The sequence below is a fragment of the uncultured Campylobacter sp. genome, assembly GCF_937921625.1.
GTDB lineage: Bacteria > Campylobacterota > Campylobacteria > Campylobacterales > Campylobacteraceae > Campylobacter_B.
Genome location: NZ_CAKZTI010000055.1, coordinates 26702 through 52796 on the forward strand (window position 1 = coordinate 26702; position 26095 = coordinate 52796).

The 26095-nt window shown below is 48.0% G+C and carries 29 protein-coding genes and 1 pseudogene; 18 read left to right on the forward strand and 12 right to left on the reverse strand.

What is annotated here, in order from left to right; all coding sequences use genetic code 11:
* Positions 1 to 113 precede the first annotated feature (113 nt).
* From Q0101_RS09115 to Q0101_RS09130, 4 genes are all read left to right on the forward strand, one after another.
* The gene (locus tag Q0101_RS09115) at positions 114 to 1283 is read left to right on the forward strand and encodes a peptidoglycan DD-metalloendopeptidase family protein (RefSeq protein WP_297944682.1); all 1170 of its coding nucleotides are present in this window, start codon (positions 114 to 116) and stop codon (positions 1281 to 1283) included.
* 8 nt (positions 1284 to 1291) lie between these two features.
* Complete coding sequence (gene mgtE / locus Q0101_RS09120; protein WP_297944684.1) at positions 1292 to 2671, forward strand: magnesium transporter; 1380 nt, start codon at positions 1292 to 1294, stop codon at positions 2669 to 2671.
* On the forward strand, positions 2656 to 3243 hold the full coding sequence (locus Q0101_RS09125) for an NUDIX hydrolase (RefSeq protein ID WP_297944687.1): 588 nt from the start codon (positions 2656 to 2658) through the stop codon (positions 3241 to 3243). Before mgtE ends, Q0101_RS09125 begins: the two co-directional genes overlap by 16 nt.
* A 67-nt stretch (positions 3244 to 3310) precedes the next feature.
* Positions 3311 to 4357, forward strand: coding sequence for an alpha/beta fold hydrolase (locus tag Q0101_RS09130; protein ID WP_297944689.1), 1047 nt, complete (start codon positions 3311 to 3313; stop codon positions 4355 to 4357).
* 117 nt (positions 4358 to 4474) lie between these two features.
* Here Q0101_RS09130 and Q0101_RS09135 read toward each other — a convergent pair whose 3' ends face one another.
* Together Q0101_RS09135 and Q0101_RS09140 are read right to left on the reverse strand one after the other, a co-directional pair.
* Positions 4475 to 4600: a hypothetical protein gene (locus Q0101_RS09135; RefSeq protein ID WP_297944691.1), complete on the reverse strand. Its 126-nt coding sequence runs from the start codon at positions 4598 to 4600 to the stop codon at positions 4475 to 4477.
* A 366-nt stretch (positions 4601 to 4966) separates the two neighbouring features.
* Positions 4967 to 5260, reverse strand: coding sequence for a hypothetical protein (locus tag Q0101_RS09140; protein WP_297944694.1), 294 nt, complete (start codon positions 5258 to 5260; stop codon positions 4967 to 4969).
* A gap of 151 nt (positions 5261 to 5411) precedes the next feature.
* On the opposite strand from Q0101_RS09140, the gene Q0101_RS09145 reads away from it, so the two are divergent.
* The 13 genes and pseudogenes from Q0101_RS09145 (at position 5412) to Q0101_RS09205 (ending at position 15803) form a co-directional block, all read left to right on the forward strand.
* Positions 5412 to 6029, forward strand: coding sequence for a TRIC cation channel family protein (locus Q0101_RS09145; protein ID WP_297944697.1), 618 nt, complete (start codon positions 5412 to 5414; stop codon positions 6027 to 6029).
* A complete protein-coding gene (locus Q0101_RS09150) occupies positions 6026 to 7195 on the forward strand; it encodes an acetylornithine transaminase (RefSeq protein WP_297944701.1) in 1170 nt (389 codons plus the stop codon). Before Q0101_RS09145 ends, Q0101_RS09150 begins: the two co-directional genes overlap by 4 nt.
* The gene (locus tag Q0101_RS09155) at positions 7192 to 8286 is read left to right on the forward strand and encodes an SAM-dependent methyltransferase (protein WP_297944705.1); all 1095 of its coding nucleotides are present in this window, start codon (positions 7192 to 7194) and stop codon (positions 8284 to 8286) included. The genes Q0101_RS09150 and Q0101_RS09155 overlap by 4 nt, the downstream gene beginning before the upstream one ends.
* The gene (locus Q0101_RS09160) at positions 8286 to 8612 is read left to right on the forward strand and encodes a hypothetical protein (RefSeq protein WP_297944707.1); all 327 of its coding nucleotides are present in this window, start codon (positions 8286 to 8288) and stop codon (positions 8610 to 8612) included. The genes Q0101_RS09155 and Q0101_RS09160 overlap by 1 nt, the downstream gene beginning before the upstream one ends.
* A pseudogene (locus Q0101_RS09165) lies at positions 8605 to 8958 on the forward strand (RsmD family RNA methyltransferase); the annotation flags it as partial. The gene Q0101_RS09160 and the pseudogene Q0101_RS09165, both read left to right, overlap by 8 nt.
* 309 nt (positions 8959 to 9267) lie before the next feature.
* Positions 9268 to 10068: an RsmD family RNA methyltransferase gene (locus tag Q0101_RS09170; RefSeq protein ID WP_297944865.1), complete on the forward strand. Its 801-nt coding sequence runs from the start codon at positions 9268 to 9270 to the stop codon at positions 10066 to 10068.
* On the forward strand, positions 10065 to 10841 hold the full coding sequence (locus Q0101_RS09175) for a TIGR02757 family protein (protein ID WP_297944710.1): 777 nt from the start codon (positions 10065 to 10067) through the stop codon (positions 10839 to 10841). Before Q0101_RS09170 ends, Q0101_RS09175 begins: the two co-directional genes overlap by 4 nt.
* A 55-nt stretch (positions 10842 to 10896) precedes the next feature.
* Positions 10897 to 11058, forward strand: a complete 162-nt coding sequence (locus Q0101_RS09180; RefSeq protein WP_297944713.1) for a hypothetical protein — start codon at positions 10897 to 10899, stop codon at positions 11056 to 11058.
* A gap of 329 nt (positions 11059 to 11387) precedes the next feature.
* Positions 11388 to 12149 (forward strand): TSUP family transporter, encoded by a 762-nt coding sequence (locus Q0101_RS09185; RefSeq protein WP_297897422.1) that lies wholly within the window; start codon positions 11388 to 11390, stop codon positions 12147 to 12149.
* 1315 nt (positions 12150 to 13464) lie between these two features.
* Complete coding sequence (locus Q0101_RS09190; protein ID WP_297944716.1) at positions 13465 to 13842, forward strand: RidA family protein; 378 nt, start codon at positions 13465 to 13467, stop codon at positions 13840 to 13842.
* 216 nt (positions 13843 to 14058) lie between these two features.
* A complete protein-coding gene (locus Q0101_RS09195; protein WP_297944719.1) occupies positions 14059 to 14754 on the forward strand; it encodes a hypothetical protein in 696 nt (231 codons plus the stop codon).
* Between the two features lie 32 nt (positions 14755 to 14786).
* The gene (locus Q0101_RS09200; RefSeq protein ID WP_297944722.1) at positions 14787 to 15497 is read left to right on the forward strand and encodes a hypothetical protein; all 711 of its coding nucleotides are present in this window, start codon (positions 14787 to 14789) and stop codon (positions 15495 to 15497) included.
* Between the two features lie 93 nt (positions 15498 to 15590).
* Entirely contained in the window at positions 15591 to 15803 is a 213-nt protein-coding gene (locus Q0101_RS09205; protein ID WP_297944725.1) for a hypothetical protein, read from the forward strand.
* Positions 15804 to 15840: 37 nt separating this feature from the next.
* On the opposite strand, the gene Q0101_RS09210 is transcribed toward Q0101_RS09205, so the two are convergent.
* The 4 genes from Q0101_RS09210 to Q0101_RS09225 form a co-directional block, all read right to left on the reverse strand.
* On the reverse strand, positions 15841 to 16008 hold the full coding sequence (locus Q0101_RS09210) for a hypothetical protein (protein WP_297944727.1): 168 nt from the start codon (positions 16006 to 16008) through the stop codon (positions 15841 to 15843).
* A 555-nt stretch (positions 16009 to 16563) separates the two neighbouring features.
* A complete protein-coding gene (locus tag Q0101_RS09215) occupies positions 16564 to 17250 on the reverse strand; it encodes an MOSC domain-containing protein (protein ID WP_297944730.1) in 687 nt (228 codons plus the stop codon).
* Between the two features lie 147 nt (positions 17251 to 17397).
* Positions 17398 to 18810: a sodium:alanine symporter family protein gene (locus Q0101_RS09220; RefSeq protein ID WP_297944733.1), complete on the reverse strand. Its 1413-nt coding sequence runs from the start codon at positions 18808 to 18810 to the stop codon at positions 17398 to 17400.
* 226 nt (positions 18811 to 19036) lie between these two features.
* Complete coding sequence (locus tag Q0101_RS09225) at positions 19037 to 19867, reverse strand: class I SAM-dependent methyltransferase (protein WP_297944736.1); 831 nt, start codon at positions 19865 to 19867, stop codon at positions 19037 to 19039.
* A gap of 351 nt (positions 19868 to 20218) precedes the next feature.
* Here Q0101_RS09225 and Q0101_RS09230 point away from each other — a divergent pair, with 351 nt between their 5' ends.
* Entirely contained in the window at positions 20219 to 20857 is a 639-nt protein-coding gene (locus tag Q0101_RS09230; RefSeq protein ID WP_005871915.1) for a Crp/Fnr family transcriptional regulator, read from the forward strand.
* A gap of 486 nt (positions 20858 to 21343) precedes the next feature.
* On the opposite strand, the gene Q0101_RS09235 is transcribed toward Q0101_RS09230, so the two are convergent.
* Genes Q0101_RS09235 through Q0101_RS09260 form a run of 6 tightly spaced genes read right to left on the reverse strand, consistent with a single transcriptional unit; the run spans position 21344 to position 26094 of the window.
* Positions 21344 to 22207, reverse strand: coding sequence for a formate/nitrite transporter family protein (locus Q0101_RS09235; protein WP_005871911.1), 864 nt, complete (start codon positions 22205 to 22207; stop codon positions 21344 to 21346).
* Positions 22208 to 22660, reverse strand: coding sequence for a hydrogenase 3 maturation endopeptidase HyCI (locus tag Q0101_RS09240; protein ID WP_291936428.1), 453 nt, complete (start codon positions 22658 to 22660; stop codon positions 22208 to 22210). It lies immediately after the preceding gene.
* Entirely contained in the window at positions 22660 to 23004 is a 345-nt protein-coding gene (locus Q0101_RS09245; RefSeq protein ID WP_291936431.1) for a formate hydrogenlyase maturation HycH family protein, read from the reverse strand. Before Q0101_RS09245 ends, Q0101_RS09240 begins: the two co-directional genes overlap by 1 nt.
* Positions 23001 to 23825 carry an NADH-quinone oxidoreductase subunit B family protein gene (locus tag Q0101_RS09250; protein WP_297944740.1) on the reverse strand — a complete coding sequence of 275 codons (825 nt, stop codon included), beginning with the start codon at positions 23823 to 23825 and terminating at the stop codon, positions 23001 to 23003. The genes Q0101_RS09245 and Q0101_RS09250 overlap by 4 nt, the downstream gene beginning before the upstream one ends.
* Positions 23822 to 24361: a formate hydrogenlyase complex iron-sulfur subunit gene (locus Q0101_RS09255; RefSeq protein ID WP_177386902.1), complete on the reverse strand. Its 540-nt coding sequence runs from the start codon at positions 24359 to 24361 to the stop codon at positions 23822 to 23824. The genes Q0101_RS09250 and Q0101_RS09255 overlap by 4 nt, the downstream gene beginning before the upstream one ends.
* Positions 24358 to 26094: an NADH-quinone oxidoreductase subunit C gene (locus Q0101_RS09260; protein WP_297944743.1), complete on the reverse strand. Its 1737-nt coding sequence runs from the start codon at positions 26092 to 26094 to the stop codon at positions 24358 to 24360. Before Q0101_RS09260 ends, Q0101_RS09255 begins: the two co-directional genes overlap by 4 nt.
* Between the last annotated feature and the right edge of the window lies 1 nt (position 26095).

Consider the following 26095-nt stretch of genomic DNA (forward strand, 5'->3'; position numbering starts at 1 on the left):
GCTAATTATACATAAAACTTTGAAATTAGCGATAAAATTCCGCGGTATTTACGAAATATAAGCGTTTTTTCGTTACAATCCCGCCTTAAAATAATATTTCAAAGCGGTTTTATATGACTAGAATTTTTATATTGCTTTTTCTGTGGATAGGCGTAGTTTTTGCGAACAACCCCAGCGTAGAGAAGTTTGCCTGGCCCGATGGCGTGAGTCTGCTGCAATTTATGGAGACTGCGGGCATCCCCGCATCTGTATATTACGACCTGGATAAAGAGGATCAGGAGCTTGCCGCTGAGGTGCGAGCGGGCGTGGAGTGTCAAATTTTGCGTGATCCAGCAGGTCGCGTCTCCCAGCTGTTAATCCCCGTCAGCGAGGAGCTTCAGATTCACATATACCGCGATAAATTCGGCACTTTTAGATTCGTTTATACTCCGATAGTTTATGAGGAAAACAGCTACTCTTTAGGAATTCAGATCGAAAGCTCACCCTATCAAGATATCATCAAAGCTACGGGCAATGCGGCTTTAGCGAATGAGTTTATGCTTGTTTTTAAAAATGAGGTAAATTTTAAAAAGCTGCAAAAGGGCGATCGGCTCGTGATCCTGTATGAGCAAAAAACGCGCCTTGGCAAACCTTTTGGCGGAGTAAATATCACCGCAGGAATGATCGAGGAAAATAAAAAGCCCAAATCGCTATATTTTTTCGACGATAAATACTACGACCGAAGCGGTAAAAAGGTCGAATCTTTTCTGCTTATTACACCGCTTATTTATACTAGAATTTCATCGTATTTTACCCCTAAAAGATTTCATCCGATTTTAAAGCGATATCGCGCGCATCTGGGTGTGGATTATGCAGCGCCCAAAGGCACTAGGGTAAATGCCGCAGGAGCGGGCAAGATTAGCTTTGTAGGGCGTAAAAACGGCTACGGCAATACCGTTGAAATCAACCACGGCGGCGGCATTAGCACGCTTTATGCACATCTTAGTGGCTTTGCTAGCGGCACAAAAGCAGGCGTTAGTGTCAAGCAAGGTCAGTTAATCGCCTATGTGGGCTCGACCGGGCTTAGTTCGGGACCGCATCTGCACTTCGGACTTTATAAAAATAAGCAGGCTATAGATCCCCTTAAAGTAGTCAAGATTGAAAAAACTAACGTCATAAGCGCCGAAGAGCTTAAATTTAAAGCTCTCGTCAAAGATATGGACGCCAGAATGGCTGCGGCTAAAGACGGCTCGAAAAACCCTGCTAAATTTGAAAACTACGAGTCGCTTATCACGATAAATTAAGGCCAAAAATGGAAAATAAAGAGCAGCTGGACGACGTCGAGGAAGCCAAAGCGCTTCTTGATGCGCATCTAGGCGATACGCTTGAGCATGAGCTGAGTGCCGCCGATCTTACGGAGCATTTAAAAACTCTAAAGAAGCACGACGAAGAAAAATACGTAGAATTCTTAAAAAAGCTAGATCCTGAGGATCTTGCCGATGCTGCGCTTGAGATGCCCGAGCATATGCTCGAAGACGTCATCGAGACTCTGCCTCACGAAAAGATCGTCGAAGCGATCGAGGAGCTCGAAAGCGACGATCAGGCGGAGCTTTTGCAAAACATCGGCGAAATCGACGAGGACAAGGCCGAGCAGATTTTCTATGGGCTTGACGAGGACGATCGCCACGATATTCTTACTATCTCCAAATATAGCGAAGATGAGGCGGGCGCGTATATGCAGACCGAGGTCTTTAGCGCGAGGCAAGATCAGACCCTGGGGCAGGCGGTTGAGATGCTACGCGTTATGCGCGAAAAGGACGAGATCGAGAACGTCTTTCAGCTCTTTGTGCTCGATAAAAAAGGGCACCTGCTTACTACCTTTTCGACGTCCGATCTGATTTTATACGATTTTTCGCTCACGCTGGAGCAAATTTCACAAAAATTCGGCGCCGAAAATAAAATCCACTTCGCCACCGATACAGACAAGATCGACGACGTAATCAAGGACTTTGAAGAATTCGATCTTAACGTCATCCCCGTTGTCGATGCTAACGGCGTGCTTATCGGGCGTATCACCGCCGATGATATCCACGATCTCATCCAAGAGCGCGCCACCGAGCAAATTTACAACCTCGCGGGCGTCGATGACGAAGCAGAGGATGATGAGACTACGATCTTTAAGGCGGGCCGCGCGCGCGCTGTGTGGCTAGCGGTAAATTTATGCACGGCAATCGTAAGTTCTACGATCATCGGGCTTTTTGACGCCACTATCGAAAAACTGGTCGCGCTCGCCGTGCTTATGCCGATAGTCGCCTCCATGGGCGGCAACACCGGCACGCAGGCGCTTACGGTAACCGTGCGCCGCCTAGCCTTGGGCGAGATAGCGTTTAAAGACAAAAAGCAGGTCCTTTTTCGCGAGATCACAATCGCTTTTATAAACGGCTTAATCTTTGCCACGCTGATGGGGTTTGTGGCGTATTTTTGGTTCGGCATTAAGCTTTTGGGGCTGGTGATTGCGATGTCGATGGTGCTAAATTTAACGCTTGCCGGGCTTTTCGGCGCCGTCATTCCGATCACGCTTAAAAAATTAAATATCGACCCCGCCGTCGGCAGCTCCGTGCTGCTTACTACGGTGACGGACATCGTGGGATTTTTTAGCTTTTTAGGACTTGCGACATGGATACTACTATAAAAAATTTTAAAATTTCCGAGCTTAAAAGCTCGAATTTCGTTAAACCCTTTCGCTTAAATTTTGAGATGGACGGCGTAGCGCGCGCGTGGGACTGCGTCAAGGTGCACGATAGCGTCTCGATTTTGCTTTATCATACGCAGCGCGACGCGCTTTTGCTCGTCAAGCAGTTTCGCCCCAGCGTGTGGTTTTATCAAGAGGAAGGCTTAATCAACTCGCCTGAGAAAGGCTACACCTATGAGCTTTGCGCGGGCATTTTGGACAAGGGTATCAGCGAGGAGCAAACGGCGATCGAAGAGGTGCTCGAAGAGACGGGATACGCCGTGAAGGATCTGAAATTTATCACGAGCTACTACAGCGCCCTGGGCTTTGCGGCAAACCGCCAAATTTTATACTTCGCGCGTATCGACGAATCGATGAAGCTAGGAGCCGGCGGCGGCGTGGACGGCGAGAAGATCGAGCTTTTCTACCTTCCTGCAGCCAAGGTGCGAGAGTTTATGTTCGACGAAAAGATCGTGCGCGCGCCGGGGCTGATCCTAGCATTTCAGTGGTTTTTGAGCGAGTTTAAAGCTTAGCGGCGAGACGGAATTTCACGTGCCGTTGCGTATTTTTGCGCCTCGGCTTTAAATTTAAAGGACGGCGATGAGGGTTTTACTTAGGCTGTGTATTATCGCGGCGTGTCTCTGTACGGCGATCGCGGCGGCACTTTATATCTTTCAGGAGCGGCTGATATTTTTGGGCGAGCCGCTGGATAAAAATTTTAAATTTAGCTTTGAAAATTCCGAATTTGCGGGACTTGTGAATGCGCCAGAGAACGGCGAGCATTTAGAGGCATCGATGTCCGCTACGCAAAATGGCGCGGCGATAAATGGCGTCGCGGACGAAAGCGCTTCGGCGATTGGCGGCGTAAAGGAAAACGGCGCCGTAGCGGGTGAGATCAAAAACAAAAACGCTCAAACTAGCAGCGAGCGCGGCGGCAAAAACGCCGCAGGAAACGCCGCTGCGGGCAATAACGCAAATACTGCTGCGATAAAATTCCAAGAGATCAATATCCCGTTTGAGGGCGGGGCGATAAACGGGCTGAAATTTAGCGCGGCAGAGCCTAAAGGCGCGATTTTGTTCTTTCACGGCAACTTCGGCGACGTGAGCGGCTGGGGCGCATACGGCGCGGATTTTGCGGCTTTGGGATACGATTTTTATATTTTCGATTACCCGGGTTACGGCAAATCGGACGGCAAAATTTCATCGCAGCAGCAGCTTTTTGCGAGCGCGGACGCGATGAGCCGCTACGTTTTAGCGCAGCATCCGCCAAGAAAGCTCGCGATGATCGGCTACTCGATCGGAAGCGGCATCGCCGCGCAGCAGGCTGCGAAGTGGGATGCGGCGCGGCTGATTTTGCTCGCGCCATATTTTAGCTTCGAGCGGCTCGCGCACGAAAAAATCCCCTTTGTGCCGAAATTTTTGATCCGCTATAAGATTCCGACTGCGGAATTTTTGCAAGCGGCACGCGGCACGCAGATCACGCTCATCCATGGAGCCGCAGATGAGCTGATACCCGTGCATCACTCGTATGATCTTGCGGGGTCTCTTAAGGCGGGCGATCTATTTTATGAAATAGCCGCCGCGCCGCACAATGGACTGCTGGCAATGCCAGGGACTTGGAAGATTTTAAAAGAGAGGCTGCCTTGAAGCGTGATTTTAAAATTTGCTTGCGCATAAATCGGCGTTATTTCGGCTGCATACGTGCCGCGAAATTTTGAAATTTTAAGTGGCGCAAAATTTGAAATTTTAACGCGAGTGGCGGGTTTAAAATTTAGCCGCGCTTTGGAATTTCAATGCGGGCAGCTCGCTTGAAATTTTAACTGTGTGAAATTTTGAAATTTCAAGCCGTCTCGTCTGGCGAGCGCATAGCTTTCGTTTAAATTTTACCAAAATCCTTTCGCGCTCGGTTTTGAAATTCTAAGCCGCCGCGCACAGGATCGGAGCTAATTTTAAAATTTCAAGTGATTTAAAATTTCTCTTCGCTTGAAATTTTAAATCACTTGAAATTTTACTTCGCGCGCTCACCTCGTAGCGTCGCGAATTTCTCCGCGTTGCGAAATTCCTCCTTGCATAAGCTTGCGCTTTTAAAATTTTATCCCGCGAGTTTTACGACGAAGTGGAAGCCGCAGACGCCTTTAAATTCTATTTTACGCATTTCCCGGCGGGCTTTTCACTCTAAATTTTAAATGAAATTTGAGTGATTAAAAGAGCGGACTTCAATCCGCGCTACAAAAGTATGGATTAAATTTGGAGAGATTATTTGATTTTTTTGCTTAGATCGTCGATTGCGATTTTGAGCTCATCTAGGGCGTCTAACAACTCCTTTTCACTCGATTTTAGCTTGGAGTCCAAATTCTCTATATACTTTGCTGCCGCCATTTTAACAAGCTCCATTTCGCTTTTAATCCTCTTATTTTGATCAGATAGAGTGGCTATATCTTGCTGTAATACAACGTAGCGCCACGCACTAATCTTACCTTTGATCTCTTTGTGCAATCGCCCTAGTGCAGTTTTTGCGTTTTGCAATGCATCTTTGAGTTGTTCATTCATAACGCTCCTTACCCAAAATAAAATTAACTAATGATATAAAAATTGTTTAAATTTAAGGTTAATCCCACTTAAGCCTTTAGTTGCGCTTTACCGAAATTTATATTTAGTTGTTGTAAAATGCGTTTTTAAAAGGATTTTAGCGGGTTGTGATATGAGTATTTTAGAGCTTACGGAGTGCGTGGGCATCGCTTCGGCGGCGCTTAGCGGGTTTTTATTCGGTGTGAAAAAGGGCTGCGATTGGCTTGGGATCTTTATCGCGGCATTTTTGACGGCGCTTGGTGGCGGGATCATGCGCGATACCTTAGTAAGCCGCGAGATCTACTCGTTTACGCACTATGCGCCCGTAACCATCGTGCTCGCGGTAAGCGCCGTAGCCATTTTTGCCAAACTTTACGAGAACCGCGATTTGGAGGGTAAATTTTTATTTATTCTAACCGATGCGATCGACGTCGTAAGTTTTTCGATCGTAGGGGCGATGGTTGCGCTAAGCTATAATCATAACGTTTTCGGCGTGGTGCTGATCGCGTTTTGCAACGGCGTGGGCGGCGGCATCTTGCGCGATGTGCTGCTGAACGAAGTGCCGTGGTTTTTGCATACGGGGCTTTATGGCACGATAAGCATGGGCGTGGGCTTGATATATTTCGTGCTTGATGGATTGGGGCTTAGCGGCGTAGTTTCGGTGCTTATTTTGCTGGTTTTAGGGGTTGCGTTTCGCATGGTGGCTTATTACAAATCTTGGCATCTGCCTAAAGTGGAGTATAAAAAATGAACTATTTGATGGATAATTTCGCGCGCGTAAACGTGGCGCTGGTAAGAGGCGAGGGCTCGATAGTCTATGATGAAGCGGGCAAGGACTACGTAGATTTTGGCGCGGGCATCGGCGTAAACTGCCTGGGGCACGCAAATGAAATCGTGCTTGAAGCGATCGGCACGCAAGCCGCGCAGATCATCCACGGCTCAAATATCTATAGAATTCTGCCCCAAGAAGCCCTGGCTCAAAAGATTAGCGAGCTTTTAGGATACCGCACATACGCGGTGTTTTGCAACTCGGGTGCGGAGGCGAACGAAGCGGCGATCAAAATGGCGCGCAAATACGGCACCGTAAACTTCCCTAATAAGAAATTTGAAATTCTAACTCTGCGAAATTCCTTCCACGGGCGCACACTAGCGACGTTGCAAGCTACGGGGCAGGAGAAATTTCATCTGGAAATTTTTGCGCCCTATATGCCCGGGTTTAAATTTTTCGACGATATCGAGGATATCATCGCGCATATCGATGAAAATAGCGTCGCCGTGATGATCGAGCTAGTCCAGGGCGAGGGCGGCATTAAACCTCTGGATAAGGCGAGCGTGCAAAGGCTGGCGGCGGTTTTGAAAGAGAAAAAGCTGCTTTTGATCACCGACGAGGTGCAGTGCGGCGTATATCGCACGGGCGAGTTCGCGACGTCGCAAATTTACGGCATCCACCCCGACATCATCACCTTTGCCAAAGGTCTTGCGGGCGGCGTGCCGATCGGCGCGTGCGTGGCGCAGCAAAATATTTTTGCTCCGGGCGAGCACGGCAGCACCTTCGGCGGTAACTTTTTGGCGACCTCTACGGCGCTTGCGGTGCTTTCGCAGCTAGAGTTTTTAAAAGCGAGCGGCAAGCTTGATAAGACCATAAAAAGATTTATCAAAAAACTAGACGCTATCGCCGCAGACTATCCTAGCCTGATCGAAAAACGCGTGGGGCTCGGTCTGATGCAAGGCCTCGTGCTACGCGATGAAAAAAATCTGGGCGAGATCTTTAACAAAGCCCTGCAAAACGGACTTTTGATCCTGAAATCCGGCAAGCGCACCCTTAGATTTTTGCCTGCGCTAAATATCAAAAAACCGGAGATCAAAGAGGGCTTTGCGCGCCTACGCAAGAGCCTGGACGAGATAGTGCGGGCGTGAAATTTAGCGATTTTTTCGAGGGCTGGCTAAATGAGAGCTACTACGCAAATGGCGCTAAAATCGGTAAGGGCGGCGATTTTTACACCGCCGTGAGCATAGGAAGCTTCTTTGGGATCTGCATCGCGCGCGAAATTTTACGCTTAAGCGCGGATTTTGGTGCGACGCAAGCGTTAAGCTTAGATGCGGCGGCAAGCTTGGGCGCATCGCGGCAAGACCTTGAGGCGGCATGCGAGCTAAATTCAGATGCTGTGCTCACAGAAAAATCGCAAAATAACGCTAAAATCGCTATCGTAGAGATCGGCTCGCACGACGGGCGGCTGCTTTGCGACATAGCGCAAGCTATCTTTACGCTAGGCGGCGTGGCGGCGCTTGATAGATTTAGCTTTGCAATTATCGAGCCGCACGAGCGCCTGCGCGAGCTGCAGCGGGCGAGCTTTGCGGAGAGCTTCGGCGACGAGATCGCGCTAAAGTATTTCACAAGCGCGCATGAGGCGAAATTTAAAGATGCGATCTTTGTGGCAAACGAGCTTTTTGACGCCTTTAAATGCGAGGCGGTGGACGGCGAAAATATGCTTTTTATCGAAAGCGGCGCGGCAAAATTTGCTCCCATAAAAGAACGTGAAATTTTAACCCTCGCGCGCAGATTTGGCATATCGCGCGGCGAAATCCCGGTCGGATATTTTCGCTTCGCCCGCGAAATTTGCGCCAGCGCGCAGCGGTTTTATTTCATAGCCTTCGATTACGGACAGATGGGCGCTAGCGGCGATTTTAGCCTGCGGATTTACCGAAACCACGAGGTTTTTAGCTTCTTTGAGGTGCAAAACTTAAGCGATTTTTACGGCAAGAGCGATCTTACCTATGACGTAAATTTTGAAATTTTGCGCGCAGCGTTTGAGGATGCGGGCGCCGTGACGGCGGATTTTAAAAGACAGATCGCGGCTCTCATAGACTTCGGCGCGGTCCAGCTTTTAGAGCTTTTTATGCAAAAAAGCGGCGAGAGGGGCTATCATAACGCGCTTTTGCAGTTCAATCACCTGCGCGCGGAGTTTGGCGAAAAGTTTAAGATGATAAAATTTAAAAAGGGGCTTTGATGAAAGCTTTTATCGATTGCGACTGCGAAATTTTACAAAAGACGCTGGAGCTGTTTTTGAAGGACTGCGCTACAAGTGCGCAGGATTGCGACTTTGTAATAAGCGATGAGTCGCAAAGCTCGGCAAAACCGCTATTTTTAATCGGCGAGGACGGAGATTTGACGCTACCATTTTCAAAGAATACTTTGCTAACGAAGCTGGAGGATTTCCAAGGTTTGCTAAAGCGGGATCTTAGCGGATACGATGCGGCGGAAGAGGAAATTTGCGCGTTGTTTGATGAGTTTAAGGAAAAAATCATCGAAATTTTAAGAAGGCAAAATGGCTAAATTTTCCAAACCTGACGGCACGCTCTTTACGCAAATTTCAAGCGGCATTTATAAGGGCAAAAAGCTTACTCTGCCCGCGCTTTCGAGTACGCGCAGCACGAAAAGCATCGTAAAGGGCTCGTTTTTCGATACTTGGCGGGCGGAGTTGCGCGGCGCGGCGTTTATCGAGTGCTTCGGCGGTAGCGGCGCGATGGCGCTTGAGGCGCTAAGTAACGGCGCAAAAAACGTTTATGCGATCGAAAAGGACGCTGCCGCGCATAAAATAATGCGGAAAAATTTCGAGCTTTTCGGGCTCGGCGCAAATGCGATTTTGGGCGATTGCTTCGAACGACTACCTGAAATTTTGCACGAGCTGCAAGCGGGCACGAACGGATGCTCGTGCGGGAATTTGTTAAATTTAAGCGGCAAAAATTTCAAAAACCATGCCGATGACGACGCCTGCTGTAAAAATTCAAGCAGCGAAAAAGAGGGTTGTCGCAAAAGCTTTAGTAGCGTAGAGCAGGGCGAGGACGGATACCGCGCCGCGCAAAGCGTAGAAGCGGAAGGTGGCACGCAAAGCGGCGTAAAAAATTTAGCTAAATGCGGCACGCGAAGTAGTGTGCTTGACAGCGCGCAAAATGGCGCGCAGAGCGGTACAAATGCTGATTGCGCAGGCATGGAGAGCTTTGGCGGTTGTGCTCAGATTGGCGATTATGCGGGTGCTTCTAGTATAAAATACTGCGTGAATTCGCTAGCTACGGACGCTGTGAGCTTTAGCGAAAAGTTTGACGATAACTGCGCTTCGAAATACGACGCGAGCGGCACCGAGACCGCTAATTGCAACTTAAATTTAAGCTCAAAATGCGGCGAGAGCTCTAATTTTGACGCAAATCGCAGTACGGGCTTAGGCGCGAGTTGCGAAGAGAAAGAAATTTTAAATTTAGGCGAAAATTTTAGCACTAGTTGCGGAGAAAGTTTATATTCAAGCGCAAATTTCATCTATGATTCAAGAAAAAATTCTGCTGAGAATTCTGACGGCAAATTTAGCCCCAAGTGCAGAGAAAATTCACGCCCAAACGTAAATTTAACCCGTGGTTCAGGAAAAAATTTCGCCGCCAACTCCCGTGAAAATCTATCCTGCGGTTTAGGAGAAAGCTCTGCTGCAAACGATTTAGGCAAATGTTCTGTTGCAAATTCTAGCGAAAGCCATATCGCAAATTCCAAAGAAAATTCCGTATCCGATCCCGCGCACATAGTGTTTGTATATCTGGACCCGCCGTTTGCGATCAGGCAGGGTTTTGGCGGGATTTATGAGCGGGTGTTGGCGCTGATAGCGCGCCTGAGCTGCGCGCAGTGTGAGCTGCTAATCGCGATCGAGCATATGAGCGAGCTTGAGCTGCCGCCTAAAATCGGCGATTTCGCGCTGCTTAAATCGCGCAAATTCGGCGCTACGACGATGAGTTACTACGCAAAATGAAAAGCTTAAAGCAAATTTTAGATTATTACGCCGATTTGAAAAATTGCGACGCGGATCTTTTCGGCGCGCCCGATCCGCTGCAGGTCGCAAAGCGGCATCGAAACGACGTCGCGGCGCTTATCTGCGCGCTGTTTGCTTACGGGAGCGTGGCTCAAATTTTAAAATTCCTCCGCTCGCTTGATTTTTCGCTTTTGGACGGGAGCGATGAGCGCATGAGAGCGGAGCTTGCGGGCAAAAAGTATAGATTTCAAAGCTCGCGCGATGTCGCTGAAATTTTTATAACTTTAAAGCGGCTTAAAAACAGCCTTAGCATCGAAGAGAGCGTGCTTTTCGGCATGCAAAAAAGCGGACTGATCGAGGACGGGATAAATTTTTTAATCGGCGAGATTTACAGATTAAATCCCTACCGCAGTCCTGGGTATGAGTTTTTTTTCGGGCGCAGCTTCGCGCAAAAGCCCACGTCGCCGTACAAGCGCTACAATCTTTTCTTGCGCTGGGCGGTGCGCGACAGCGACATCGATCTGGGGCTGTACAAAAAGATCGAAAAATCGCGCCTCCTCATCCCGCTCGATACCCATACGCATAAAGTTTCGCTTAAGCTTGGGCTGATCGATCGCAAGAGTTACGATTTTGAGGCGGTTTTGCAGCTTACGCAAAGCTTAAGGCGCTTCGATTCGAGCGATCCCATCAAATACGACTTCGCGCTGTACCGCCTCGGGCAGAGTGGCGAGATAGATAAAATTTTACCCGAACTAAGCGGCGAGTTTAGATAAAACTGCGGAATAATTGGCGAAATTTTATCTGATACGAGCGGGGCGATGAAATTTTATGAAGCTTTGGAGCGGGTGTGCGGCGGAATTTCGCGCTGTGCTGCCGCATAAGCGGAGCTGGCTTTATGGATTTGCCGTACGCCTTAAGTACAACGCGCCGAAATTTCATGGAATTTTAGCAAAAGATCGCTTCGTAAAATTTCACAAATTTTACGGATAGCCGCATAAATTTATAGGGCTATCTTGTAGAATTTGGGTAAAATTCCACAGCCTTGTGCTGCTTAAATTTTATGAAATTTTGCAGCTTGTGCGCGACGCGATAAAATGCATGGAGCTAAAACGGCAATCGTGCGGTAAATTTCATAAAATTTAAGTAGAGAGGCGCAGCAAAATCCGATATAATTCCGCGAAATTTTATAGGATTTCACGAAATTCTAGCAGGCGCTTGTATGCACTTTGCGGCGTATGAGCGGTTTGCGATCGTAATTGCGAGAATTCTGACAGGCGTTCATAGCACGTGCCTGCGTGATTTGAAAAAAAAGGACAAAGATGGAGCTTGAGCTTTGGCAGTTCGCGGTGCTTTTTGCGGCGGCGTTTTTCGGCGGATTTATCGACTCGATCGCGGGCGGCGGCGGGTTGATTTCGCTGCCTGCGCTGCTTGCCGTGGGCGTTCCGCCGCATGTAGCGATCGCCACAAATAGATTTCAAGGCAGCTTCGGAAGCTTCACCGCCGCTTTAAATTTCATCCGCAAGGGCTACGTCGATGCGGCGGAGATCCTGCGCGGCGTGATTTTTACGTTCGTAGGCGGGCTCGTCGGCGCTTATGTCCTGCTTCTAATCGATGCGAAATTCCTAAACTACCTCATTCCGATCCTGCTGCTGGCGCTTTTCTTTTATATGATTTTTTCGCCGAACCTAGGCGAAGCGCCCGCCAAACCCAAGATGTCAAAAAAGAGCTTTTACGCGATTTTTGGGCTTGTTTTAGGGTTTTACGACGGATTTTTTGGTCCTGGTACGGGCTCGTTTTGGACGTTTGCTCTCGTGGGAATTTTAGGGCTTTATATGAAAAAGGCGGTCGCACACACGAAGGTTTTAAATTTCACCTCAAACATCGTCTCTTTGGGCGTTTTTATTATCGGCGGGCAAATTTTATGGCTCGTCGGAGCGGTGATGGCGGTCGGACAGATCGCGGGCAGCTTCGCAGGCTCAAGCCTAGTGATGAGATGCGACGTGAAATTTGTGCGCAAGATGCTTCTGCTCGTCGTTGCCGCTACGATTTTAAAGCTACTTTACGGACTGATTGCAAATTAATTACAGACTGGTTGAGGATCGATCGCGGGTTGATTGCAGACTGGTTGAGGGCCCATCACAGGCCAATCTAAAGTCAAAATCATAGAATTTTATACAGGATTTCGTATAAAATTTCGCGTAAAATTTTATGAACCCTCGTTGATATGCTACGACAGCGCCGATCTTGCCGCCGCGGCAGTGTTGATTTCGTTACTGCGGCGCCGATTTTGCCGCAGTGTTGCGCCGAACTTACTGCGATACTGCCAATTTACTACTGCAGCGTCGATTTTACCGTAGCGTTGTGTTGATCTTGTCACGACTACGCTAATTTTCTGCTGCTGCGATGTCGATTCTGTTGCCGTTGTGTCGAAGGCTTCGCTTGCTGCGAGGTCTTTGATTTTATTTTTTCGATATCGCTGATTTTGCTCCGCTACATCGACAACTTCGTTGCCGCGCTTGCTACTGCGAGGATTTTAATTGCGTTGCGCGGTGTCGCACTGATTTTTTTATGACGGCGCTGTTCTTTCTGCTGCGATGGTAGCGATTTTAGCGCTGCTTTTACCGCCCCGCCGCCCGTATCACTACCGTGGGCGGCTCGGTTTTGCTGTCACGACATTGCCATCTTGATGGTGCAAGGATTTGATTTGCTACACAACGATGCCGATGAAGTTTCGTCCATTCGCATCAGTCAAATTTAGCCACACTGCCCGTATCTATTTCGTCGTATCGCCATGCCATTCATTCGGTGTTGCCGATAGAGTCATCGTATTGCCGAGAGCGCGGCGTTATCGTGCCCCGCATTGATGAAATTTAATCGGGCACCGTCACGCACGCCTCTTTCCCGCTTATTTGCCTTTTAAAATATACGCCACCGTTAGCAAGCCGTTTTGCTCGCCCTGCGCTCGTGCCGACAGTTCAACCATTTGCTGTGCAGATTCGCCGCCGTACTCGTATCGATTAAATTTAGCCGCACTTCCACACGCTATTTTCTGCGACCATCAGCTATTTTAAATTTTGCCGTTTTGCTGCCACGGCTCGCTTTCCGCGCTAGCCCCTCGCCTATTGCTAGCTGTATTTGCGCGATAAATTTAACCGCACCGCTGCGCCTGCCGTTTCACTCTGATATCGTAGGCGATTGTCTATCCATGCCATTTAATTTGTCGCATTACCGCGTATCTGTTTCGCCTCGCCCGCCGAAATTTAGCCAACCTCTCGTACCTATTAAATTTCATCGTACCCGCTGCACCCGCAATCTTGCTCGCAAAATTCCGCCGCCTAAAACAAAGTTAAAATATTTTGCGATAAAATGGACGAAATTTTTCACAAAGGATTTAGTATGCAGATTATTTCGACTCCCGATGCGGCACAGGCCATCGGGCCGTACTCTCAGGCGATCAAGGCGGGCGGGCTCATCTTTACCTCGGGGCAGATCGCGCTTAAGCCGGACGGCGAGTTCGTCGCGGGCGGCGTGGAGGCGCAGACGAGGCAGGTTTTGCAAAACCTCGCCGCGATATTGAAAGAGGCGGGCGCGACGCTGCAAGATGCCGTCAAAACGACGATTTTTCTGGCCGATATGGGCGATTTTGCCGCGGTGAACGAGATATACGCAGCGGCGTTCGGCGAGCACAAGCCAGCTCGCAGTACGGTGCAGGTCGCCAAGCTCCCCAAAGGCGCGCTTGTGGAGATCGAAGTAATAGCGCTGGCTAGGGCTTAGCACTAAATTTGGATCGCTAGAACTCTGCCGGTTCGCGTTTACGGTTAAAATTTGGACGCGGGCTGCTCGAAATTTTAAACGGCTCGCTTTGGTTTTGAAGCTGCGCGAGCTTTTAAATTTAGATTTTCAAAGCCGCGCTAAATACCCGCGGGTTTATGTAAACAGCACGTCTGGTGTGCTAAGGCGTTAAAATTTCTCGCTCAAAATGGGATCAAAATGATAGAAAAACTTATTCAAAAATCTAAAAATATCACGGCAGCGGGGCGCAGCGACATAGAGCCTGCGTGGATCGCGCAGGCGCAGCGGCGGCTCGGTTTCGCGCTTCCTGCGAGCTACAAGCAGATGCTGCTAAGATACGCTAGCGTCAGTGCGGCGGGGACGAAGCTAAAAACGATCGCGCCGCCCGAGTTTGCGGAGGATGCCGACGCCGATATCTGCTACACGTATGAGGTAAATCTAAAAAATGGCCTATTTGCCACGGACGAGCTCGTGTTTTTGCAGCTCGAGGACGAGGAGTATTATTTTAAAATTTCGCCCGCAAGCGACATAGCGGATGGCTCGCCAAACACGGCGCACGGCAAGACGGCGGAGAGCACGAGTGGCAAAGCTGCGAGCGATACAGTCGTCGCGACGGTAGCCGACGGTGCAGAAAATAGGGCGTTGGACGACGAAGCGCGCGCGGAGCGATCGCCGGATGCGGCGTGCGATATGAATGCAGAAGCTCCAGATGAAACGACGTGCAAAGCTGCAGGCGCGACAATGAGCGAGGCGGCAAGCGGAGCGACGAAAAAGATAGCGAGTGAGCGAGCAGGCGACGCGCCGTGTGAATACAAGGTCTATGTGCGCGACTACGTGGAGAGCGAGGATAGGCTTTTCGCAGATGATTTTTATGGGTTTTTGAAAAAATTTTAAAACGAAATTTAACGCAAAATTAGGAGCGATAAATGGGACTGTTTGGCATTTTTAAAAAGCAAAAATTTGACATCGATGTGCGTCCGGATGGCATTTTCATCGGCGGCGTAAACTGTGAGTTTGATCTAGCTAAGTTTAACGAAGCCTTGGGTCAGCCGCGCGTGATCGATGACGGAGAGGGCAAAAGTCGCTATTTTTGGGATGAGGCGGGGATTTTCGCCTTTGTGCGCGTAGGCGAGCTCGCAGAACCGAAGCTTGCCGAGATAATTTTGATGCTTGAGGTTGCAAAGGGCGTGCAGCACGAGGTTCCGCGAAAGCTATACGGCGGCGCGTTCACGATAGATGGCAGACCGCCGCTTGAGGCCGTGCCTGAGCAGGAGCTGCGCGGCGCATATATATTTTTGGAGCTTAGCCTAGGCAAATTTGAAGTCTCGCTAGCTCTTGCCGAGGCCGTGCAGGAGCGCATAGGCGCGATGGACTTTGCCGAGCGCTTCGCTAAGCGCGACACCGACGAGATCGCAGATATCGTGCGAGCTGCGAAAATGCCGATAGGGCGCGTCTGCATCAATCAGAAGGCGAAAAAGGTAAAGCGCAGGCCGAGCGATAAATTTAAGCTTCCGCGCGCGGCCGGCGAGACGCTCCTGTTTAAAAATTTCAATTTCAAAATCGCCGTGATGAACGAGCTGATGTATGAAAAAGCCCTGCTACAGCCCAAATTTGACGTGTTTGAGTACTGCGAGTAGCGCGGTATCGATCCGTATGCGGATTTTGGCGCCCTACCGCAAGCCAAAAAGTGGTTTAAAGACTATCCGATTCCCGCAAATCTGGCGGAGCAGGTGAGCGAGCTATATCTTGACGGCGGAAACGAAATTTACCTGCAAATCGCGCCTGATTGGGACGGCGAGGATGAGCTTTTCGACATTAAAAACATTGACGCCGCCGAGCTTGCGCCCTTCGTTAATCTTAAGAAAATAGAGACGACCGGCATCGGCATATCAAAAAAGGCGCGAAAAGCCTGCGCAGATGCAGGGATCACGATAGTGGAGTGAGCGCAGGAGTGGACTTTGAGCCATACAGCGCGCGGTTTTAAAAAAGCTGAAATAGGCTTTTGGGCTGCGGCGCGCGTTTTTTAAAGGTCGTAATTATTACCGCACCGCACAAAATTCCACGCGAAATTCTATCTATGGCGAGCGCTATGAATGAGCTTTGAAAGGCGCTTGGCAAAACATCTGACATGTCTAATTCGGCATGCATTATAAGCTTTAAGGAAGCTCGCTTACAGCGTAAGAGCCACGCCGCTGAATGCGCGAGATGAGTGCGTCGCGCGAGTAAATAATTTTCTTTTTTGCTTTTATGGAAAATTCGTTGCGTAGCAAGGGGATTAAATTTACCGCTTTTAAATTTTAAAATTTACAAAGAGCGCACGCGCGGCTTTTAATGTGCGATTAAATTTAGATTTCATAGCGGCTTAAATTCTAAGTGCGGTTAAATTTGCATTTTTAATTCCGTTTGTAGCCTGTATCGTATTGCAAAACAGAGTGCGAGAATAGATCGTTTGCGTGCGTGAGGCGTGGATTAAATTAAAATTTCGTTTTTGGAATTTAGCCTAAATTTATGCTTGCACTTAAGAAGTAGTTTTGCGCGCTGATACCGAAAGCCTAGAAGATGTTTTAAATACTCAAGCAAAAAAGTATTTTGCAGGCTGGCTCGCTAGAAAGTATTTTTAAAATCCGCACCAAGAGACCGTTTTAAAACTAACAAGGCGCGGCACTACTTTGCTGTTTTAAAACGCCGCTTCGAGGCTAAATTTTATAGCCGCATAAAGCTGTCGTCGTAGCTGCCTTCCAGCTTGCGGCGCATGTCCTCGCGCCATTTTGGCGTAAGCGTCGTAAGCAGGTTAAATTTTGCTAACAGCCCTTCATCGATACGCTCGCCGTAAAATAGACGGTTGAGTTCCATCACGCTCATCGTAGCGGGGTCGCGCTCTACGACGTAAATCTCGTCGCCCGCACGGCACGAGCCCGCCTCCAGCACGCGGTAGTACCAGCCGGTAAGTCCGCTGCGCGCGATCTCCGCCGTCATCTCCACGTTGCCCCAGCGCATTGAGAGCTTGTAGCAGGGCTTGCGCGGCTGGCTTACTTGCAGTACCAGCGAGCCTATGCGGTGCACATCGCCGATGCATACGTTTTGCTCGTGTAGTCCGCTGATCGTGAGGTTTTCGCCCATTGCGCCGTAAGCTAGATTTTTAAGCCCCAAAAACCTCTCCCACGCGGCGTAATTTTGCAACGAGTTGGCAAAAATCGCCTTTTCCTCTCCGCCGTGATGCAGCGTGTCGGCTACCGCGTCGCCCTCGAATCCAAGCTCATTTGCGTGCACTTCGCCCGCTCTAGCTTGCTTAAAAATCGCCGTCTCCCAGCGCCTTTTTAGAGGCTGCGTAGCACGCTCATCGCCGTAAGCGCGCGGTTGCCCGGTCAGCAATGCCTTTAAAACTGGCATTTTTCGCTCCTTAAAATTTGCATCCGTTCTCCTTAGATCATAAAATTTTAGGCAAGAATTTTAGCTAGAAAAGAATTTTAAAATTCTAAATTTTGCGGCGATTTTGCGCTAAATTTCAAGTGCGGGCTTGAAATTTAGCGCGCGGTGTTATTTGTAGTCGTTTGCGTCGTAGCTTTTGCCGTCGTTAAAGTCGCTCAAAAGCCGCACGACGACGGGGCTAAGTAGGATGATCGCGATTAGGTTTGGGATCACCATCAGTCCGTTAAACATATCCGCTAGCCCCCAGACGAGGTCGATCTTTTGCACGCTTCCTATGAATACGAATGCGACGACTAAAATTTGCAAGAGCTTGACGAATTTTGCGCCCAGGAGGTATCGCACGTTAATCTCGGCGAAGTAATACCAGCCCAAAATCGTGGTAAATGCGAAGAAAAACAGGCAGATCGCCACGAAGCCGTAGCCGCCGCTGCGACCTAAAATTTGCGATGCGAAGGCTTCTTGCACCAGCGAGATGCCCGAAAATACCGCCTTACCGTTTTCGAAGGTGACTACGTCAGTGCTAAGCACCACAAAAACGGTGATGTTAAGTACGATGAAGGTATCGACGAAAACGCCCATTATGCCGAGCACGGCTTGATCTACGGGGTGTTTGACGTTCGCTGCGGCGTGTGCGTGCGGCGTCGAGCCCATGCCCGCTTCGTTTGAAAAGAGCCCGCGCGCGATGCCGTATCTCATCGCGGTGGCGATCGTAGCGCCCGTAGCGCCGCCCCAAGCAGCCGATGGATCGAAAGCAGCTTTGAATATCAGCGCAATGACGGATGGAATTTTATCGAAATTTGAGCCGATGATGACGAGACCAACGAGTACGTAGCAGATCGCCATTAGTGGCACGACCTTTTCGGCTACGCGCGCGATCGCTTTTACGCCGCCGAAAAAGATGACGCAGCAGATGAGCGCCAATGCTGCGCCGCTCACCCACTTCGGGATTCCAAATGCGCTGCTAAAGCCGTCGGAGATGGAGTTTGCTTGCACCATATTGCCCATGAAACCCAAAGCAAAGATGATGGCCAGCGCAAAAAACGCCGCTAAAGGCTTGGCTAGGGGGTTTTTAAGTCCGCGACTGATGTAAAACGCGGGCCCTCCGATCATGTGTCCGCTGTCGTCCTTGGTGCGGTAAATTTGAGCCAGGCAGATCTCTGCAAAGTTCGTCGCCATGCCCAAAAACGCCGCGCACCACATCCAAAATATCGCGCCCGGTCCGCCCATTACTAACGCGGTGCTGGCGCCTACCAAGTTGCCCGTACCGACCTGCGCGGCGATTGCCGTGGCGACGGCTTGGAACGAGCTCATGCCGCTTTTGCCCGCAGCCTCGCCATGCAGGGAGAAGTTGCCGAAAAGCTTGCGCGCACCCATTTTAAATTTAAAAATCTGCACCAGATGCAAGCGCGCCGTAAAATACGCGCCGGTGCCGCAAAGTAGGGCGATTAGAAAGTACGGACCCCACAAAAAGGAGTTGATTGCGTCAATTGTGGCGGTGAGTTTGTCGAGAAAATTTTGCATGATCTTTTCCGTGAATTTAAGATGCGAAAATATATTTTAAAAACTCTTAAATTCCTATAAATCGAGAGAAATTTAAGCGAAATTTTAAAGCGTTTTTATAATTTTACTCAAGTATTAAGCAAAGCGGTATGTGCCGTTTGCTGCATGCCAGCTTGCCAGATAAGCAGCTTAGAATTCCCGCCTTAGCTGTCGAAATTTGAAAAGCAATCAACTGAAATTTTTAAGCCTATTCATCACCGCCGATTTTGAAAACGAACATCTTGCAAGCGTTAAAAAAGGCGGGAATCAGGCTAAATAGGCGCCCTTTGAGGCTCCAGTGGCTTTTATACATTTTCAGCATTGCAGCCTCTTTGGCGAAGCAGATATGCGCACTATCCCAGCCCTGCACCTCTGCGCCGCCGCTAATGCCCATTTTAAAGGGCGCGTTTTGCATGTGCCGCATCGCGTCATGGCGCCTAGAGTCGAATTTCCTAACCGAAAACTCGCTCATAAAGTCGCTCAGTACGTAGCCGCTAAATTTTTGCGAAAGCGCGATAAAAAATTTTTTAAATTCCTCCTTTTCAAAATACATACTCACGCCCTCTAAGATGAAGATGTAGCCCGTGCTGCCGTGCTTTGCGACCAGCTCGTCCATCCATGAGGGATCTAGCATCGAGTAGGGCAAGCTAAAGTTGTTCTGAGCTTTGGGTAGCAGCGCGTCGCGTGCGGCGATGACGTCGGGCAGATCGAGGTCGTAAAATAGAGCGTTTGGTAGGACGTGCTGGAGCCTAAGCGGGCGGGTGTCGAGCCCTGCGCCAAGCTGCACGATGATAGGGCGATCAAGCTCCGCCGCGAGTCGCAGCGTCTCGTCGTCGAAAAATTTCGCGCGGATCACGGTGCCCGTCTTGCTAAGGCGCGCGTCGTTAAATTTTGCAAAATCATAATCGATCTGTTCGACCGCGGCGCTTGAAAAGGGATCATTTAGGATCGGATCCGCGTCTTTGAAATCCAAATGGCGCATATAGACGTTGATTAGCAGCGTCTCGGAAACGTTATCTTTAAAATTTAACTTTTGCATGAAGTGCCTTTCTTGCGGTGTCATCGCGAGCAAAATACCGCTTATTTTTAATATGTATTATTATATCCTTGCTAAATAAAATTTCAATGAAATGATATGAATTTTTATTTAAAGACAGAATTTTAAATTCGCGCCGCGGGTTTTGGCTATAATATTGCCGCGTAAAGCTCAATTAATTTTGAAATTTTATGCGATGTAAAGCGCGGGTAAAATTAGAATTTTAATAGCTATAAAATTTATTAGCTTAGGTGACCCAGATGCGCAGCTATAGCCTGGATGGTAAATTTAGTCCGCGCAGCTTTATCTTTGTCTAAATATTTCATTGTATAATTCTTAGCTTTTGGAGGTTATATGGAAAAATCGCGGCTAGGACTACTGCAAACCGAGGCCATCGCCACGCTTAGCGACGAGGAGCTTGCAATGTTCGAGCACCAAGTCATCAAAAAAGGCTATGTTTTTTATAGCGAGGCGCCTAAAGTTTTTATTTTTAAAAGTGGACAGGCGAAGCTTTCGTTTTTTGAAGACGGCGAAGAATTCATCATCAACTACCTAAATAAGGACAATATTACCATTCTTAATGAAATTTGCGCGCTTGAGTTTTTAGAGGACAGCGAGATTTACACGATCGATGCGAGCGGACTCGGAGAGATCTTGGCAAATCGCAGCTTTTGCGAGGCGTATATAAAAATTTTAACAGAGATAATTCTGCTGCAGCGCAAAATCACACGCTCTATACTTTTTGAAAATGCAAAAGGGCGCATCGCGAGCTTTTTGATCGAGCTTGCAAACGAGCAGAATTTTCATCAAAATGGCTACAAATACGTCTTTTTGCCCTTTTCGCTAAAGGTGCTTTCATCCTTTGTGGGGCTCAAGCGTCAAAGCGCGAGTACCGCGTTTAACGAGCTTGTAAAAGATAACGTAATTCAAAAAATCAGTCAGCACGAGTTTTTGATCCTAGACTACGACAGATTGCTTAGTTACTGTGTTTAGGCGCGGGCTAGAGTTTTTAAAGCATTTATGCGGCTTACGTTACGGCTTAGGCGCGAAATTTTGTCTAAAGTTACGGCGCAAAATTTTGTCCAGATTTACAGCGTAAAATTTTTATCAAGAGCTTGGTTTTGGAATTTCATCCCGAATTTCGCTTAGGATTTCGTCTAAAATTTTAACTTATATAAAATTTGGGTTTGTGGTCTCGTTTAAAATTCTGTTTTGAATTTGCTTAAAATTTTAACGCACAATTCGCTTTTTGATTTTATCCGCTATCCTAAAACGCAAAGCTTTGGAATTTTAAATTTAGTGGCAGGCTATGGAATTTAAAATTTTGAATCAAGCTGGAATTTTATGTGTTGCAATGGAATTTAAAATTTTGGATCGAACGAAATTTTACGCATCGGAATTTTTAAAATTTAAGAAACTAAAAATGCGCGGCAAAGTGCCGCGCCATATTTTGTTTATATCGTGGTGAAGCGCGATAGATTAGTCTTTCTTTTTCATATCGTATTTATTTACCATAAATCCGACCAAGCCTACGAAAAATAGACCGCCGCAGATGTTACCTAGCGTAACTGGGATCATATTTTTAACGATGAAATTTCCCCAGTTTATTGAATCTATTTGAGCCGCCGTTACACCGTGAAGCGAGCTTGCAAGAGCATTTACATCGCCACCAGCAGCTGCTAAATAGTGGCCTTTAGCGATGATGCCTTCGGTTAGGATAAACATATTTGCCACGCAGTGTTCCATAGAGCAAGCTACGAATGCGCCGATCATCCACATAATTGCGAAGAATTTACCCGATAGATTACTCTCGCTGGTCGCAGTCCAGATAGACATACATACAAACACGTTACAAAAAATTCCGCGGATGAATAGCTCATGAAAAGGTGCGTTTATTTTGCCTGCTGCTGCAGGAATGAAGTGCTGCAAGATGTAGCCATCATATTTAAGCGGAAGTCCTGAGTAATAATACATATACGCGATTAACGCGCCACCTACAAAGTTAAAGCACCAAACGATAGCCCAATAGCCGATAGTTTTACCTAGCGGTAATTTGCCATCGGCGGCAGGTACGCCCGTTAAAACCGAGCTGGTAAATAGATGCCCACCGTAAAAAACCACCATCATCAGACCGCAGCTAAAGGTAATACCGCCGATGAAATTCGATAAGCCAATAGATTGCTTTTCAGCCATTCCGACGGTCGAGTGAGCCCAGAAAATATCGCCCATAGCGATTGCAGCGCCCGCCATTATAGCTAGAAAAATTATGCTAATTAGCGGGGTATGCGCCTTGTGTTGCATCGAACTAGATACCGCTTGCGCGGTTTCTGCAGGATTTAACATTTACTCCTCCTCATTTAAATTTGAATCAATTTCTAAGATACGCTCATAAGCTTTTTGCGCACTTTTTTTTGCGCTCTCGCTCAGTCCTTCTTTAAAATCAAGGACGTTATCGAGCAACACGCTAATGCCCAAAAACAATGTCTTTGGGCAAATTTTGCGCAGATAGCTTAGAAGCACCGGCGTAGGCAGGTTATGCGTCGAGTAGATATAGTCACGATCGTTGCTGAGGTCGAAAAATTCTATCTTATCCTCATCAAAGCCGCTCATCGCATCTACTACGATTAGAATTTCAGGGGCAAATTCCCTAAGGGCTGCAAATTCGTTTTCGGGCACATCCTGCCCATAAAAAACGCGCCAATCTTTTAAGTTTGCCTCGACTATTCGCCCTGTTTCATTGCCCACGTCGTCGTCGCCGCGAAGGGGATTGCCGATACAAAGCAACGCCTTTCGCATCAAAAATCCTTCCTTAGCACGAAGTATCCTTCGCGCATATTTTTTAGCAGATCTTTAAGCTCACATTCGCAAAGCTGAGGGATTAGCTTGGCTGCGTGCTCGGCAAAAATTTCAATCTCGAAATACTTGCTTAGGTTACCGATCTTAAATTTAACGTAGTCGCCCGAGTTCTCGACGATGCGTTTAAATTCTTCATCGTCTATCTCAAGCACCTTTTCGCTAAAATCTATCGTACCCACGCCGTGACCGACGCAGGTGGAAAAAACCTTGATATCCTTTAGCTCTTTAGGTAAATTTTCGTTTTCGTCCATATGCCGCTTTGTAAGCTTAAAAACCTCAATCATCGTTTGCTCCAGACCTCTTTTTGCGGATCGATCTTAAATTCTTCCGTAGCGCGGGCGTATTTTAGATATACGTCATTGTGCAATAGTGCCATGCACTCCGCGTATCTAGGATCCTCTTCGGTGTGGATAGCGTTAAGTAGAGCCTCGCGAGAAGCTTTTGGATCGTGAACGTCAGATGAGGTTTTGATCGCATCCATATATTTTGCGAATAAAACTCTTCCGAAAATATAGCTCATCAGCCTCTTAGCTTCAGCTTGCAGATCGCGCTCGAATAAAATATCGCCGATAACTGAACTCTTAACCGGTGGCGGAAGAGTGCTATCTTGCTCATAGCTCTTCTTTTGAAGCTTTTGATCGATGATGCCAAGCGCCATGCCAAGACCATAGATGATGCTAGCAGGATGCGGAGGGCAGCCGGGGATATAAACATCTACCGGTATAATCTTATCGATACCACTCCATACGCTATATGCGTCATGAAAAATTCCACCAGTGCTTCCGCAGGCTCCAAGAGCTACTACGATCTTTGGATCAGGTGCGGCCTCATAAGCGCGAAGCAGCGGATAATACATCTGTCTAGTAACCGGACCGGTGCAGACTAAGATATCTGCGTGGCGAGGGTTAGCTACGAGTTTAAATCCGAAGCGCTCCGGATCCCACATCGGCGTGATAGAAGCAAAAATTTCGATTTCACAGCCATTGCAACTTCCGCAGTCGATACGATAAACGCTGAAGCTTCGTTTGATATTTTTCAAAAGCTCCAATTTTGCGGTTAGATCGTTTGCGTTTTTAATATTTTCGGGGACTTGATACAAACTCATTTTATTGCCTCCTCTATACCTTTGGTCACTCTTTCGACCGCTTGAGCTTTTTTGCATTCAGGACAGATATAGAGATATTTTTTAGCTTCTTCTAATCTGCCTGGGAGCAAATTTGCAGTACTTAACTTTTCTAGCGTGTAATTGATGAGCCTTTTTGGGGTCATTGGCTTGCCGCAGCAGCTGCATTTCTCCATCTCAAGCTCGCCGTGTTGGATAAGCGCGCTTTTATCAAATTTTACCGCTAGCTCAAAGCTATTGCCTAGCCTTACCGCTCCCGTAGGGCATACCTCGTCGCAGCGACCACAAAATATGCAGCGTCCGCAATCAAATTCCCAAATTAGTTTGGTTTGGGCTTCATTCATCTTAAGCTCAATCGCATTAGATGGGCAGGCGATTCCGCACGCAGCACAGCCTATGCAAAGCTCATAGGTATATTCAGGCTGCCCGCGAAAATTCTCGGGCACGATGTATGGCTCAAACGGATAAGCATAGGTCGCCTTACCATATTTTTCGGTAATGTCGAATAATTTCATCATCTTAAATCCTTTTTGCTAACCTTGCCGTCTTGGCAAAATTTCTTAAGGTCTTTTTCGGTTAGAATTTTACTCTTTCCGCTATTAATATCGACTAAAGTTACACGCTCGGTGCATGAGTAGCACGGATCCATCGAGCATACGATTAGCGCCGCATCGGAGATGTTATTTCCGCGGAATTGAAATCGCAAGCTCGGCCAGTTGTTATACGTAGCGGCGCGACATCTCCAGCGGTAAACCTTCTGTGCGTTTCCTTGCATGATCCAGTGGACGTTTTCGCCTCGCGGCGCTTCGTCGTGACCTAAAGCGTAGTTTTCCGGTCTGATCATAGTCTGTGGATCGATCATTATCGGAGTTTGCGGCATTTGATGCAAGCACTGCCTGATGATGTGGATCGATTGTTTAAGCTCTTTATATCTTACGACTTCGCGGCTGAATACATCGCCACCGTGTTCTACGGCTACTTCGAATTCTATCTTATTGAAGAAATCGTAAGGATGATCGTAGCGGTTGTCGCGTTTAAAACCGGAAGCTCTCATATTTGGACCTACCGGGCTGAAATCGCGCGCTACTTTGCGATCTAATACGCCCACGCCCTTCCAGCGACCGATTTGGCGTTTATCCTCCATAACGGCGTCCCAAATTTCAGAAATTTGAACATCAAGTTTATTGATGATCTCGATGCTCTTGCGGATTTCGTTATCGGTCATATCGCGGCGAAGACCGCCCATAATGACGTTGCCGTAAGTTTTGCGACCGCCGGTTACGAGCTGGGCTAGCTCCATAGAATACTCACGCACCCTAAAGATATGCATGAAGGCGTTGTAGTTACCCGTTACCTCGCAGGCTAGACCGATATTTAAAAGATGGCTGTGAAGACGCTCAATCTCAAGGCAGATGACGCGGATGGCTTGCGCACGAAGTGGAATTTCAAGCTTGATGGCTTTCTCTGCTGCTTCAATACACGCAATCGCGTGAGCGTAGCCGCAAATTCCGCAGACGCGCTCTGCTAAATAGCCCATCTGATCGTAATTCATTCGGTTTTCAGCTAGTTTCTCCATACCGCGGTGTTGATAAAATAAGCGGTAGTCTGCATCGATAATCTCATCGCCATCGCAAAATAGTCTGAAGTGTCCCGGCTCATCGCTCGTTACGTGAAGAGGTCCAAGCGGAACATCTACTACGCCGTCGCCGCTAGGAAATAAAAACTCTGCATTAGGCTCGTCTTTATGATCTACAGGATCGGGCCTATAGCGATAGTCCATCGCGTCTTTGCGAAGCGGATGAAGTCCATCCGGCCAATCGTCGCTTAGTACTAAACGGCGTTTATCAGGCAAGCCTTCGGCGATTAAACCAAACATATCGAAAGCTTCTCTTTCGTACCATACGCAAGCAGGCACTAAAGGAGTAACCGACGGGAATGTTGGATCCGATCCGGGAATTAGCGTCTTAACGGTAATGAAGCATTTATCCTCTGCGGCGAAATCCTCCGCTTCGGTCATTTTGCCACCTTCCATAGATATCGCATAGTAAAGCGCGAAATTTCCGTTTAGCTCGCGCTCATCGTTAGGGATCATCGTGCTGATAAAACCGCCGATGTCATAATATAGCGTCTTAACCGCAAGCGGCAGATCATTTCTATCCACTAAAACGGTGATTTGATCCTCGGCTTGGCGGGTAACTTCTAAGACCTTGACTTTGGTCTTTAAAATTTCTATAAATTTATCGCCTCTCATT